Origin of the sequence: Bradyrhizobium sp. 44 (assembly GCF_023073095.1) — a bacterium.
GTDB lineage: Bacteria > Pseudomonadota > Alphaproteobacteria > Rhizobiales > Xanthobacteraceae > Bradyrhizobium.
The window spans coordinates 505,748-519,662 of the sequence record NZ_JADPIY010000029.1 but is presented as its reverse complement, the minus strand read 5'-3'; the positions used below and the strand labels follow the sequence as shown (position 1 = coordinate 519,662).

12 protein-coding genes are annotated in these 13,915 nt (G+C 65.7%); 6 read left to right on the top strand and 6 right to left on the bottom strand.

Features of this window, described 5'->3' with window-relative positions; genetic code table 11:
• The first annotated feature begins 42 nt into the window (after positions 1 to 42).
• Positions 43 to 576 carry a histidine phosphatase family protein gene (locus tag IVB41_RS28175; protein WP_247437330.1) on the top strand — a complete coding sequence of 178 codons (534 nt, stop codon included), beginning with the start codon at positions 43 to 45 and terminating at the stop codon, positions 574 to 576.
• A gap of 70 nt (positions 577 to 646) precedes the next feature.
• Positions 647 to 1,072 carry a universal stress protein gene (locus tag IVB41_RS28170; protein ID WP_007602088.1) on the top strand — a complete coding sequence of 142 codons (426 nt, stop codon included), beginning with the start codon at positions 647 to 649 and terminating at the stop codon, positions 1,070 to 1,072.
• Between the two features lie 936 nt (positions 1,073 to 2,008).
• Here the strand turns inward: IVB41_RS28170 and IVB41_RS28165 are convergent.
• Entirely contained in the window at positions 2,009 to 2,245 is a 237-nt protein-coding gene (locus IVB41_RS28165) for a DUF1127 domain-containing protein (protein WP_027566875.1), read from the bottom strand.
• Positions 2,246 to 2,428: 183 nt separating this feature from the next.
• Between IVB41_RS28165 and IVB41_RS28160 the strand changes: the two genes are divergently transcribed.
• Complete coding sequence (locus IVB41_RS28160; protein WP_027566874.1) at positions 2,429 to 3,772, top strand: PLP-dependent aminotransferase family protein; 1,344 nt, start codon at positions 2,429 to 2,431, stop codon at positions 3,770 to 3,772.
• A gap of 79 nt (positions 3,773 to 3,851) precedes the next feature.
• On the opposite strand, the gene IVB41_RS28155 is transcribed toward IVB41_RS28160, so the two are convergent.
• Together IVB41_RS28155 and IVB41_RS28150 are read right to left on the bottom strand one after the other, a co-directional pair.
• Complete coding sequence (locus tag IVB41_RS28155) at positions 3,852 to 4,430, bottom strand: YdcF family protein (protein WP_247437328.1); 579 nt, start codon at positions 4,428 to 4,430, stop codon at positions 3,852 to 3,854.
• A gap of 101 nt (positions 4,431 to 4,531) precedes the next feature.
• A complete protein-coding gene (locus tag IVB41_RS28150) occupies positions 4,532 to 5,119 on the bottom strand; it encodes a hypothetical protein (RefSeq protein WP_247437326.1) in 588 nt (195 codons plus the stop codon).
• 79 nt (positions 5,120 to 5,198) lie between these two features.
• Here IVB41_RS28150 and IVB41_RS28145 point away from each other — a divergent pair, with 79 nt between their 5' ends.
• On the top strand, positions 5,199 to 5,633 hold the full coding sequence (locus tag IVB41_RS28145; RefSeq protein ID WP_027566871.1) for a hypothetical protein: 435 nt from the start codon (positions 5,199 to 5,201) through the stop codon (positions 5,631 to 5,633).
• Between the two features lie 2 nt (positions 5,634 to 5,635).
• Here IVB41_RS28145 and IVB41_RS28140 read toward each other — a convergent pair whose 3' ends face one another.
• The 3 genes from IVB41_RS28140 to IVB41_RS28130 form a co-directional block, all read right to left on the bottom strand.
• Positions 5,636 to 8,035: an EAL domain-containing protein gene (locus IVB41_RS28140; protein WP_027566870.1), complete on the bottom strand. Its 2,400-nt coding sequence runs from the start codon at positions 8,033 to 8,035 to the stop codon at positions 5,636 to 5,638.
• A gap of 112 nt (positions 8,036 to 8,147) precedes the next feature.
• A complete protein-coding gene (locus tag IVB41_RS28135) occupies positions 8,148 to 9,551 on the bottom strand; it encodes an MFS transporter (RefSeq protein WP_247437324.1) in 1,404 nt (467 codons plus the stop codon).
• A 159-nt stretch (positions 9,552 to 9,710) separates the two neighbouring features.
• Entirely contained in the window at positions 9,711 to 10,217 is a 507-nt protein-coding gene (locus IVB41_RS28130) for a ferritin-like domain-containing protein (RefSeq protein ID WP_027566868.1), read from the bottom strand.
• A gap of 426 nt (positions 10,218 to 10,643) precedes the next feature.
• Between IVB41_RS28130 and IVB41_RS28125 the strand changes: the two genes are divergently transcribed.
• The gene (locus tag IVB41_RS28125) at positions 10,644 to 11,726 is read left to right on the top strand and encodes a YbhN family protein (RefSeq protein ID WP_027566867.1); all 1,083 of its coding nucleotides are present in this window, start codon (positions 10,644 to 10,646) and stop codon (positions 11,724 to 11,726) included.
• A gap of 154 nt (positions 11,727 to 11,880) precedes the next feature.
• Positions 11,881 to 13,833 (top strand): hypothetical protein, encoded by a 1,953-nt coding sequence (locus IVB41_RS28120; RefSeq protein WP_247437322.1) that lies wholly within the window; start codon positions 11,881 to 11,883, stop codon positions 13,831 to 13,833.
• Positions 13,834 to 13,915: the final 82 nt, after the last annotated feature.

The following is a 13,915-nucleotide window of genomic DNA, read 5'->3' as shown; positions in this document are numbered from 1 at the left end:
CGCCTGTAGATTATCCTGGTCGTGTAACGATTCGAGAATGCCATGCGCCGTTTGCTGCTGCTGCGTCACGCCAAGACCGAGACCGACGCGCCGAGCGGCCGTGACCAGGACCGCCGGCTCGACGACCGCGGCCACAAGGATGCCGCCGAGATCGGCGACTGGATGGCCTCCCATCCCCCCTTTCCCGAGGCCGTGCTGGTGTCGCATGCGGTCCGGGCCCGGCAGACCTGGGACATCGCCTGGGAGACCATGAAGGACCGCGTCGCCGCGCCGCAGGTGGAGGTCCTGCCGGAACTCTACGCCGCCGATCCCGCCCAGATCCTGGAATCCATTCGCACTGCAACCGTCCCGGCCGACCCGAAGCAGTTGCTGGTGGTCGGCCACAATCCGGGCATGCACGAGATCGCCCTGATGCTGACGGGCGGCGGCGATCCCGCCGCCGCCAAGGCGCTAGCCGACAACCTGCCCACGTCGGGGCTTGCGATCTTCGACTTTGACGTCAAGGATTGGGGCGACGTGGCTTACCGCCGCGGCAAGCTGGTGCTGTTCGTCAGTCCGAGGTTGCTTCGAAGTTAAGGCTGCTTCGATCGGGTTGATCGCGCGACGTGCCGGCAAGACGTCCTGACTGGAAGATTTGGAGGCGCAGATGTTCAAGTCCATCCTCGTGCCCATCGACCTCGCCGACACCGATCTGGCCAAGCCGGCGATCGCGACCGCGGCAACGCTGTCACAGACCTGGAGCGGCGTGGTGCGCCTGCTCAACGTGCTGCCGATGACGCCGGTGATGCTGGCCGAATACGTGCCGGCCGATTTCGACGAACAGCAGCGCCAGACCTCGGAAGAAGCCCTCGCCATCGTCGCACGCGAGTCCGGCATCGAGCCTTCCCGCATCTCCAGCGTGGTGCGCCAGGGCGGCATCTATCACGAGATCCTGGAGGAAGCGGTGCACATGAAGGCCGAGCTGATCGTGATGACCTCGCACCGGCCGGCGATGCGCACCTATTTCCTCGGCTCCAATGCCGGGCATGTCGTGCGCTACGCAAAATGCTCGGTGCTGGTGGTGAGGCACTGAGGGTTGCGGCAAAACTCAGCATTGCAAGCAGCCAGGCTGTAGCCCGGATGAGCGAAGCGATACCCGGGGCAGCTCGTGTCACGATTTCCGGATGTCGCTTCGCTCATCCGGGCTACAAGCCCTTGCGTTGCCCGTCGGACAAAACACCCAAACGGTCGGTCAACGCCCGCCGCCGAAAATATTCCACTTTACCGAAATTCGGAAATCACGTATGTGTCGCGGCAACCCGGCCCAAGGAAGAGGGGCGTATCGCGATCGTCACGAACGCGGGCCGGACAGCGGCGGACGCGGGCCACACCCGCGCGAATGGCTTCGCAGGGCGGGCAACCGTGAGCGAAAGCGTCGCGCACACGACCGGTGTGATCAGCGTACGGCAAAACCGTGTCGTCCTGACGCCCGGGGTCTGTGCGTCAAGTCTTGCGGTGATGTGGCGGCCCGACCGGGTTCGCAGCATCAGCCATCCGCAAGGCGACGGGGGCAATAGTGCATCGCTCCCCGGGGAGAGCACGGCATAAGCCGTAAAACCGCTGCGCAGGGAAGGCCGGACGTTTTGGCTTCACCTGTATGCCGCTGTGCAAATTTCCTACTGCAACTTCGCACAGTGGACCGCGGGTGCCAGCCGGCGCCCGGTCTTCCCTGCGCCCTCTTTCAACTGAGGGCAAGGCGATGAAGCAAAGCTCGGGCGAAACAAGCCGCGAGAGGGCGAAGGTGTGTCTGCGATGAAGGCGCGAGCTAAAGGAGCGACAGTGCTACCCCCAAACGCCGTCATTGCGAGCGCAGCGAAGCAATCCAGAGTCTTTCCGCGGACGGATTCTGGATTGCGTCGCTGCGCTCGCAATGACGATGTTGAAACAGGTGCGCCCGAAGCTCCAGTCCCGGCTCTGCGCAGCAACGCGAAGAGGCGTTGCAGCGCGTCCTGGACACGAGCGAAAGCGCTTACAGATACCGCGTCAGCTCTGCTTTGGCCTGACCGTAGACCGCGTCCTCGATCTGGCTGCGCGTGATGCCGATGTCGCGCAAGGCGCGGTCATCGAGGTCGTTCAGCGTCTTGACGGCGGAGCGTTGCTCCAGGCGGTCGAACAGCGCATAGGCGCCGTTGGCCAGCTTGCGGAAAAATCCGTCCGACGAGGATGAGCGTAAACTCCGCCCGGCGGTCTGCGAGATCGTGGTCATTGTCCTTCTCCGGCCTGTTGTCCACGCGGCGAAGCGGATGCCGTTGGCGCACGCGCCCGAGCGCCTGCACCTCATTTGCCTCGGATTGCTCTCGCTCTCCTCGGCTCAATCGTGAAGCTTGATGGAACTTAAATGCTCCACTACACTACTCGGAGCAAGTGAAACATTGCTCTCGGTGCAATAATGTCCAAGTTCGAATACGTGAAGCTTGCCGATGCCATTGCTCTCGATATCTCTAACGGCACGTTAAGACCGGGCGATCGGCTGCCGCCGCAGCGCAATTTTGCCTATGACCGTGGCATCGCGGTCTCGACCGCGAGCCGGGTTTATACGGAGTTGCTCCGCCGCGGCCTCGTCGTCGGCGAAGTCGGCCGCGGCACCTTCATCTCCGGTGCCATCAGGCGCGAGGTCGAGGCGCTGAGCGAGCCGCGCGACGCGCGGATCGATTTCGAGGTCAATTATCCGCTGCTGCCGCAGCAATGGGCGATGATCGCCAAGAGCCTTGCGGGCCTCGAACGCGTCGACGCGCTCGAATCCGCACTGCGCGTCTCCACCAGCACCGGCACCAAGAGCGTGCGCAATGCAGCCGCCGCCTATCTCGCGCGCAAGGATTTCGCGCCGCAGGCCGAGCAGATCGTCTTCACCGCCAACGGCAAGCAGTCGCTCGCGGCCGCGCTCGCAGCCCTCGTTCCCACCGGCGGCCGCTGCGGCGTCGAGGCGCTGACCTATCCTTACGTCAAGAGCATCGCCGCGCGGCTCGGCGTGACGCTGGTCCCGATACCGATCGACGAATTTGGCGCGCGCCCCGACGCCATCCAGAAGGCGCATCGCGAGGCGCATCTGTCGGCGCTGTATCTCCAGCCCATCATCCAGAACCCGCTCGGCGTCACCATGAACGCGACACGGCGCGCGGACATCATGCGCGTCGCCGAGAAACTCGATCTCACCATCATCGAGGACGCCGTCTACGGCTTCCTGGCCGACGACACGCCGCTGGCCGCGCTCGGACCCGACCGCTGCATCGTGATTGACAGCCTGTCCAAGAAGGTCGCGCCGGGCCTCGCGCTCGGCATCCTGGTCGCGCCGCCACGATTGCGTGAGAGCGTGATGAGCGCGGTCCGCACCGGCGGCTGGATCGCGTCCGGCCATGCGCTGGCGTCTGGGCAGCGGCTGATGGCAGACGGTACCGTCGCCGAGCTGACGCGGCTGAAACGCGTCGACGCCGCGCGCCGCCAGCAGGCTGCGGCAAGGCTGCTCGCCGGCTACCAGCTCGCCGCCGATCCACGCTCCTATCACCTCTGGCTCACGCTGCCGGCACACTGGCGCTCGCAGACCTTCGTCGCCGCAGCAGCCCGGCGCGGCATCGCGCTGACACCGTCCTCGACCTTCGCGATCGCCCATGGCCACGCACCGAACGCGGTGCGGCTCGCGCTCGCCCCGCCCTCGTTCGAGCAGCTCGATTCCGGCCTGCGCACGATCGCGTCGCTGCTCGGCACCAAGGAGGAGGATTTCGACTCGACGGAGTAGCTAAAGCGTTTCGAGCGAAGTGGAGACCGGTCCGCGTGAAGAAAACGCGTCAAACAAGAATCTGATGCCGTTCCCCCGCTCAGGCCTCCGGCCATTCCGCGATGAAGCCCTTCGCCTTGTAAGGCTCGATCTTGTCCCATTCGTGCAGCATGCGGCGGCAAAATTCGGGATCGGTGTGCCAGAGCGCGCGCGGCGTCGCAAAGCTGTCGACAGTGAGCAGCATTTTCTCGACCTCCGGCCAGTGCCGGTGCAGCGTCATCGGATAGCGCCGCGCGGTCCAGGTGTTGCCGAGGCAGATCACGCCGCGGACATTGTGCAGCCCGAGCGCCGCGTCAATGATCGGCAGCGAGAGGATCACGTTCTCGCCGGTGTTTTGGGCACGATGTTCCTCGAGAATTCGGTCAGCCGGAATGCCCGCCGCGACCATCGCCGCCTTGATGATCATGCACTCGGATTGCTCCGAGCCCGCCGTCACGCCGCCGCTGACAATCGACCAGCGGAAATAGCCCTGGCGCCATAGTCGCGTCGCCGTATCGGCCCGCAGCGTGACGTCCTCTCGGGTGCCGAACATTAACAGGAGGTCCGCCGGCTGCAGCGGCGTATCGATCAGATGTGCGCGGTTGATCTCGGAGATCTCATCCGCCGAAGGCTTACGCATGCCGCGGTCCATGGTTGACATGGCAGCACGATGCGACACCGGGGCAACGGCGCGAAGTCACGTTTGGTTGCGGCCCGTTGCACCCAAGGCAGCAAGGCCATTTAGGGCAGCAAGGCGCTCGGCACGCGATCGAAGCTGTAGCTCCGCGGCTGGTTACGCCGGACGAACCCGCCGATCTGCCAGGCGAACAGCGCGGCAAAGCCGATGATGAACAGCGCCCCGGCGAATTCGCCGATCGCGAGCGCGCGGATCAGGAGCCCCGTCATCGCCACTGCAAGCACCGCAAGAAAAGCCAGCATTGTCGCGTAGGTCCTGCGGCCGAGGCCCGCGGTCAACTCGGCGTGGCTGCCGGCCTGCGCCATGCGCGCGTGCAACGCGACGATGAAGTCGCGAAAACGATTGTCCTGCGGCGCCATCAGGGCCGCGGTTTCCCAGCTCGTCGAGAGGATCGCGATACGGCCGCCACCGGTGTGGCTGACATCGGCGCGAAAGCGGTGCTGCTGCATCGACACCGGGCGGAACGACAGCCGGATTGCACTGATCTCGTCATAACGCCACAGGGCCGAACGGCCGCCGATGTGCCAGGACAGCCCCTCCTCCGTCAGTTCGAAGCGATGCGCCGAGCCGATCAGCGACGCCTTGTAGGCGTAGCTCGCGCCCGCAGCCGCCTCAGCTCCCGAATCCTGCATCTTCACAATCGATCCAATCCGGGCGATCCCATCTGCGATCCGCTTGCGTGAGCGCCCTGCCCCATCCTACAAGCGGGACATGGCTGAGACGATTTTTTTTCCGCGCCGCCTGATTCTCGGCGCCGCCGTGATCTCCGGCGTGCTGCTCGCGCTCGCCGTGCACATGCTGGGCGCGCGCTACGGGCTCGACCTCGGCGGCCTCTGGCACTCGGACACCCACGAGTTCATACCGGCGGGCGCGGCGATCGCCTGGTGGCTGATCGCCTCCGTCGGCTTCTCCGGCGGCTATTTCACGGCGACATTGATGCAGAGCGCCGTCTCGGGCCAGATCCCGCAACGGATGCGGCAATTCCTGATCGCGGTCGGCGTGCTGCTGCTTGCGGGCGCGGGCCAGGTAGCGTCGGCGCCGAGCCCGGTCCCGACGGTCTCGGGCGTGCTGGCCGGAATTGCCGCGCTAGGCCTCGGTGCCGTGATGGCGTTCTGCGGCGCGCATTTCGCACTGCGCCGCGGCTAACCTCAGGCGGTCGCGCGCAACGGCGGTCGGTCCAGCATGATCGCGACATCGGCAGCGGGCCGCGGCTTGCTGAACAGATAGCCCTGCGCCTGGGTGCAGCCTTCGCGCCGGAGCAGCTCGAGCTGCGCGTCGTTCTCCACCCCCTCAGCCGTGGTGACGATGCCGAGGCTCCGGCCCAGCCCGGTCACGGCGCGGATGATCGCCATGGAATCCTCACGCGTCGCGAGTTCCGACACGAAGGAGCGGTCGATCTTGATCTTGTCGAAGGGGAAGCTGCGCAGATAACTCAGCGATGAATAGCCGGTGCCGAAATCGTCGAGCGAGATGCGTACGCCCATGGCGCGGAGGTCGTGCAGCGTGGCCAGCGTCGCCTCGCTGTTCTGGAGCAGCACGGATTCGGTGATCTCGAGCTCGAGACGGCGCGCGTCGAGTCCGGACGCGACCAGCGCCTCGGTCACGGATGCGATCAGGTTCGGATTCTTGAACTGCACCGGCGACAGGTTGACGGCGACGTCGACATCGTCGGGCCAGGTGGCCGCGTCGGTGCAGGCGGAGCGCAGCACGAACTCGCCGAGCTGGATGATCAGTCCGGTCTCTTCGGCCAGCGGAATGAAGTTCATCGGCGCGATCAGGCCGCGCTCCGGATGGTTCCAGCGCAGCAGCGCCTCGAACGCGACGACGCGACCGCTGACGACGTCGCGGATCGGCTGATAGTAAGCCTCGAACTCGTCGCGTTGCAGGGCGGCGCGCAGGTCCATCTCCAGCAGACGCCGCGCCTGCGCGCGCGCATCCATGCCGGTCTCGAAGAACCGATAGGTGCCGCGGCCGTCAGCCTTGGCGCGATACAGCGCGAGGTCGGCGTTCTTCAACAGCTCGTCGGGATTGCTGCCGTCCTGCGGCGACAGCGAGATGCCGATCGAGACGCCGATGATGATCTGATGGTCGTCGATCTCGTAGGGCGCCGAGATCACCTCGACCAGGCGGCCGGCAAGGGATCTTGCCGCGGTTTCCTCCGAACGTCCGATCTGGACCACGGCGAACTCGTCGCCCCCGAGCCGCGCCACCGTGTCGCTCTCGCCGACGGTGGCCTTCAGCCTGCGCCCGACCTCCTTGAGCAGCGCGTCGCCGATGGGATGGCCGAGGGAGTCGTTGATGTCCTTGAAGTGATCGAGATCGAGACAAAGCACCGCGAGCTGGTCGCCCGATCTGGTCCGGCGCAGTCCCTGCACGAGCTGCTCGTGGAACAGCACACGGTTCGGCAGGCTGGTCAGCGCGTCATGGCGGGCCATGTGCGAGATCTTGGCCTGGGCCTCCAGCCATTCGGTGATGTCCTCGAAGGTCGCGACCCATCCGCCGCCCTGCATCGGCTGGTTCACGACCCGGATGGAGCGGCCGAACCTGGTCACGACGTCCGTCGTGGTGCGGCTCTCGCGCGCGTCGGCGACGAGGCGGGCGAAGAATTCGCCGGCATCGCCCTGCCACTGACCCTTGGCCTGCTCCTCTCGCAGCACGTCGACCAGCAGCCGGCCGGTGAGCAGGATGTCGGTGCGGCCGAGCATCGCGGCATAACGCTCGTTGAACAGGATGATCTTGCCGTCCGCATCGAACATGCACAGTCCCTGCGACATGTTCTCGAGCGCCGTGTCCAGCACGATCCGCTGGCGGCCCAATTCGCCCTTGGCGCGGCGGTCGAGCAGCGCGGCCACGAGCGCAATCGCGATGATCGCGACCGCGGCACCCGCTGTGAAGAAGGACAACGAGGCCGCCGGGATCGATAACCCGCTGGTCGCGAGCGTCGGATCCGGCGTCAGAACGACGGCGCCCATTGCGGTGAAATGATGTGCGACGATGGCGACCGTCAGCAGGGTGCTCGCGGTTAGCGCATGGAACAGGTCGTCGCGCCGCGCAGCGACAAACAGCGCGAGCGCCGCAAAGACAATTCCGAACAGCACCGAGGCGGCAACCGTGCTCCCGATCCAGTCGACGCGTGCCGGCATCTCCAGCGCCGCCATGCCGGTATAATGCATCGTCGCGACCGCGGTGCCGACGATGGCGCCGCCGAGCACGATCCACGGCGCGCGCGCGGAGGATGCCGCCAGACTCAGCCCCACGAAGGTTAAGGAGATCGCGAAGATCAGCGAAAGGATCGTCACCGGGATGTTGTAGGCGCCGGCGCCGCCCGGCCCGTAGGCGAGCATCGCAATGAAATGCGTCGCCCAGATGCCGCATCCGCTGACGGCGGCATCCAGGGCGATCCAGACCAGGCGCCCGGAGCCGTGTGTCGCGCGCGCCCGGTGAAACAGGCTGATCGCCGCCGCGCTTGCGAGCAGGCACACCGCGCCGCCAAGCGCGACGAGCCGCCAGTCGTGCTCCTCGGTGAGACAGTAGAGAACTTGATACATTGCGGGCCCCTATCGAACCGCACTTGAACCGACAGAGATGGACAGTCGGTAACCGGCTACACGCCCGTTTCGGGGATGGTGAACGGAAGCTGTGTGCATTCGCTCGGATTGTTCATCCGCGCGCCGGCGCGCCGAGGCCGATCACGGCGGCGGCGAGCAGCAGCACGGCCGCCGACACGACCAGCGACAGGTGCAGGCCCGTCATGAACGCGCCCTCCGAGGCCACCAGCGAGCCGAACAGCGCGACGCCGAGCACGCTCCCGGTTTGTCGCGTCGCGTTCAGCACGCCCGCAGCGATACCGGAGCGTGCCTTCTCGACGCTGCCCAACAAGGTCGAGGTCAGCGGCGGCACCAGCAGCCCAAGTCCGCTGCTGATCGCGATCATCTGGGCAAAGATCGCCCAATAGCTCGTGCCGGCTTCGATCCAGAGCAGGCCGACGCAACCGAGCGCCGAGACGCAGGCGCCGACGACGATGGTCGGGCACGGGCCGATACGCTCGGCGAGGCGCGGCGCCAGCAGATTGACCGGCAGCACCACGCCCATCATCGGCACGAAGGCGAGACCGGTCCACCATGCCGACAGCCCGTTGATCCTCTGGAAATACAGGCTGAGCACGAAGATCAGGCCGTAGATCGCGATGTTGACGAGCAGGCCGACGAGCGAGGTCAGCGCGAACAGCCGGTGGCTGAACAGCGACAGCGGCAACATCGGCTGTGCCGCACGGCTCTCGCGCCAGACGAAGAGCGCGGCGAGAATTGCGGCTGCGACGAAGGCTGCGATCACAGCTGGATGTTCCCAGCCAAGCGCGCCACCTTCGATGATCGCGCCGGCGAGCGCCCCCAGCGCAACAATCGCCGCGAGCTGGCCCGGCAGATCGATCTCGCGCGAGCGCGCCCGCGTGGTTTCGCTGGCGTAACGCCAGCTCAGCCACAGGCCAACAAGCCCGACCGGCAGATTGACCAGGAAGATCGCACGCCAGCCGACCAGCGTGATCAGCGCGCCGCCGACGAAGGGGCCGGCAGTGAGCGCGAGGCTCGCACCGGCCGCCCAGATTGCAACGGCGCGGCCGCGCTCGCGGTCGTCCGGATAGGCATGATTGAGCAGGGCAAGAGAGTTCGGCACCAGGATCGCCGCCGCCAGGCCCTGGACCAGCCGCGCCCCAATCAGCACGGTCGCATTGGGCGACAACGCGCAGGCGAGCGAGGCCGCAGTGAAGATGGCGAATCCCGCCATGAAGACGCGCTTGGCGCCGATGCGGTCGCCGAGCGCGCCGGCCGTCAGGATGAACGCGGCAAACGCAATGGTGTAGGCGCTGACCACCCATTGCAGCTCGGCGACGCCGCCTCCGAGCGTCCTGCCCATTGCATCGAGCGCGGTGTTGACGATGGTGACGTCAAGCTGCACCACGCCATAACCAAGGCTCATCGCGGCAAGGGTGAGGGATGTCGCAAGGCGCGAGCCGGCATGCGGCGCGCCGGTTCCGAAGGCTTCGTATTTGACGGTGCTTACTCGCATGCTGCCATCTCGGTCGCAGCCCCATGCGAACGATACGCTTCGAACCCGCCGTCATGTTACGACAACGATCGAATGATGAATGCATGATGGATATGTGATGCGCGAGCGTCGCGCGAACGGCCGCGCGACGCTCTGTCCTGATCCAGGCCGCGCCTTGCCCTAGCTCGCCGCGCGCAGGTTCACCTTGCTCTCGGCGAGCGTGGTCAGCTTCTTGTCGGTCGCTTTCTCTTCTTCCAACGTCTTGGCGAGCACGCTGGCGCAGTCGTTGCGGCCGAGTTGCTTCGCCCAGGCGATCAGACTGCCGTAGCGGACGATCTCGTAATGCTCCGCCGCCTGTGCCGCGTTGATCAGCGCGGCGTCGAGCACCGCCTTGTCGGCCACTTCGCCGGCGGTCTCATCGGCTTCCTCGATGATGCCGTCGATCGCCGGGCAATCGACCGCCTTCACCTGCGCACCGTGCATCTTGAACACTTCCTCAAGGCGCTTCACGTGCTCTCTGGTTTCTTCGAGGTGCGTCAAAAAGCCCTGCTTCAGCTGCGGATCGGTCGCCTTATCCGCCATTTTCGGCAGAGCCTTGGTGAGCTGCTGCTCGGCGTAATAGATGTCCTGGAGCTGATGCACGAACAGGTCGTTCATGGTTTTGATGTCTTTTGTGAACAATCCCATCGGTCCGATCCTCTCGGGTTGTGGGAACACAGAGGCGCCGGCTTGCAGGAAAAGCCCGTGATTCCGCCATGTTCGATTGCTGATGCGGCACTAACCAGCGCAGGGCATCGTCGTTCCAAAAAAGCCCGCATCCCTTGCGCTGGAACAATGTTGGCCGTGCAGGATCTGAGACCATGTCACAGACGGACGCGACCGATCCCACGACTCATATGCTTAACGCGCGGTCCGATGTGAACCGCGTATGACAAAGTGGCTGGTCCAAGCTGGTCCAAGGCAGAACCTATCCTTGTCAAGGGCTGCACAAGTTACTGTTTTTGCCTTAAATGAGCTACATCATGCCTAGCGATCCAAGCCCACATCGGGCACTGATCGCATCTGACCGGCCAATGTCTGGCCTGGTCGGTCTTGCCCCCGCCGGGAGGATGAATGCACGGACTGCTGACCGCGCTGAAGCGCGGCTTCAAGAGATGGATCGGCTGGCGGCGACTCGGCGTTGCGGCGAGCGTCTTCATCATTGCGTTCGCGATCACCACGCTGGTACGGACGCTCAAGGGCATCGACACCGGGGTCATCCTGACCGCGTTGACCGAGATCCCCCGCGGTAACATCGGGCTGGCGGCGATCTGCGTATGCTTCGCGTTCTGTACGCTGACCTTCTACGATTTTTTTGCACTGCGAACGATCGGCAAGAAGCACGTGCCCTATCGCATCGCAGCGCTCTCCAGCTTCACATCGTATTCGATCGGCCACAATATCGGCGCCACCGTCTTCACCGGCGGCGCGATCCGCTTCCGGATCTATTCGGATTACGGGCTGAATGCGATCGATGTCGCAAAAATCTGCTTCCTGTCGGGCCTGACCTTCTGGCTCGGTAACATCTTCGTGCTCTCGATCGGCATGGCCATCCATCCGGATGCCGCCTCCTACATGGATCAGCTGCCGTCGTCGATCAACCGGCTGATTGCGCTCGGCGGCCTCGCCTCGATCGGCGCGTATCTGGTCTGGCTGTGCATGGGCGAGAAGCGCCGCGAGCTGGGCCAGAAGGGCTGGAAGGTGGTGCTGCCGTCAGCGCCGCTGACGCTGGTGCAGATCCTGATCGGCGTCGTCGATCTCGGATTCTGCGCGCTGGCGATGTACCTTCTGGTGCCGGCCACGCCGCAGATCGACTTCCTGTCGCTCTCGGTGGTGTTCATTTTGGCGACGTTGCTCGGCTTTGCCAGCCACGCCCCCGGTTCGCTCGGCGTGTTCGACGCCGCCATGCTGGTGGCGCTGCCGGAGTTCGGCCGCGAGCAGCTTCTGGCCACGCTCCTTGTCTTCCGCATTCTCTATTTCGTGATCCCGTTCGGACTGGCCATCTCCATCATGGGCACACGCGAGCTCTGGATGAATGTGGTGGAGCCCTGGCAGGAGCGCCGAAGGCTGGCGGAGGCCTGCGCGCAGGCCAACCTGCCCAAGCAGGTGGCAGCGATTGAGCGCGAGCGGTCGCTGCGGCAGGCCAGCAAGCGCTGAGCATGATGCGGAAAAGTGCGAAGCGGTTTTCCGGAAAGATCATGCTCCAACGATAGTCCGCTAGACGCCGGCCAGCAAAACCGTCAGACCGATGTTGCAGGCGGAGAGCAGCTCTCTTATTTCCGCCTCAACTTTGCCGTTGAAAATGCGGGCCATGATCCCTGTATCCCTTCGCCGTTTCGTCGCTGGTGCCCTGCTGCTCGCCGGGCTCCTCACCGCCCTGCCGCTGGAGCGGGCGGCCGCGCAGGACGCGGGCGCCATGCAGATCAGCTGGGAGGTGCGCAACCGCTTCCGGCTGTTCCGCGAAGAGCGCGACTTCCTGCTCCATGTCGAGAACGCGCGTAACCGCAGCATCCTCGCCGCCGAGCAATCGCTGGAGCTCCAGAGCGAGGGCCGCGGCTGGGCCCGCAACATGGTCAACCGGCTCTGCATCGACCTCCAGGGCCGGGTCAACCAGCCCTGCACCCGCGACAACACGAAGGAAAACTACCTCACCCCCCTCGACCATCCCGTCACCGTGCGTCTCGCCGGCGCGGTGCCGGTCGGCGCCACCTGCGCCTGGTCGTTCGACGACGGCGACGGGCCGCAACAATCCACCTTCGACTGCGCCGAGCCGATCAATCTGCGGGTCCGCTACGGCAAGCAGACGGTCGCGACCGTCGACGTCTCTTCCGGCTCCGATCCGACCCAGCGGGTCCAGACCGAGATCCAGGTCCGCGACATCTTCGTCGCTGGCCTCGGAGACAGCATCGCCTCGGGCGAAGGCAATCCGGACCGGCCGCTGGCGCTGTCAGACGAAGGTTTTTGCTTCCGCTCCTATCTCGGCACCGCCGGCGCGCAGTATTACCGGCCGAGCCGCGCCGGCTTCAAGGGCGGCCGCGCCTGCGAAGCGCCGGATACGCTTGCCAACTGGCAGCGCTACAGCGCGCTCTGGTTCAACTCGCCCTGCCATCGATCGCTCTACAGCTACCAGGCCCGCACCGCGCTGGCGCTCGCGGTACGTTACACCCACGTCGCGGTGACGTTTCTGCCGCTCGCCTGCACTGGCGCCAGCATCAGCGACGGGCTGCTCGGCTCGCAGCGTGCCCGTGAATGCCCGCCCGGCAAGACCGGCGTCTGCAACATCAGCGTGAACGCGCAGGTCGCCGAGCTGCGCGAGGCGCTCACCGCCGCCAGGAAACGCCAGCCCGAGCGCACGCTCGACCTCGTGCTGCTCTCGGTCGGCGCCAACGACGTCTATTTCTCGGGCCTCGTCGCCGACGTTATCGTGGAGACCGCAACCGAGCGCGCGATATTCCGGCGCTCCGGCGTGATGGCGAGCGTCGATGATTCCCGCGATGCGCTGGCGCGCGAACTGCCGCAGAATTTCGTCAAGCTGCGCGAGGCGCTGAAGCCGCTGGTCGGCGGCGACCTCTCGCATGTGGTCTACGTCTCCTACGCCAACCCGGCGCTCGCCGATGGCGGCGTGCCTTGCCGCGGCGGCCGCGCCGGGTTCGACATTCATCCGTCCTTCAACGCCGATCCGCAGCGCCTCGCCCGCGTTTCGACCTTCGTCGACACCGAATTCCTGCCGCAACTGAAGGGGCTCGCCACCTGCACCCGCGGCGCGCTGTGCCGCGATCCCGAGGCCGACCGCATGACCTTCGTGGATTCGCATCAGGCGGCGTTCGCCGATCACGGCTTCTGCGCGCATTCGGGCAACGATCCCGAATTCGACCGCACCTGCTTTGCCGAGAACGGCCAGAGCTTCAATCCTGACATCGTGAGCGCGGCGAGCCAGCCGATGCTGTGCGGCCGCGGCGCCTCCGAATTCCGGGCCTATCTGCCGCGCGCGCGCTGGATCCGCGACGCCAATGACAGCTATTTCGCCGCGATGACCTATCCGCAAGGCTTGCCGGCAGCAAGCCAGCCGACTGACATCCACGACGCGACCTGGGGCGTGCTCTCCGCCGTCTATGGCGGCGCCGTGCATCCGAGCGCCGAAGGCCACGCCGCGATGGCGGACGCGGCACTGCCGGCCGCAAGCGCCGTGCTGCGGCTGGATGCGGCACCGCCGGGCGTGACACGCGGGCTGCTCGCGCCGCTGCTGCCGGCGGCGCAGCAGTAGGCACCTGCGCCAAAATGGCGCAGGCGACCTCTCCGGCCTAAATTGAATGCACGACTTCGCCAATGCACGCTAAAGTTGGGCG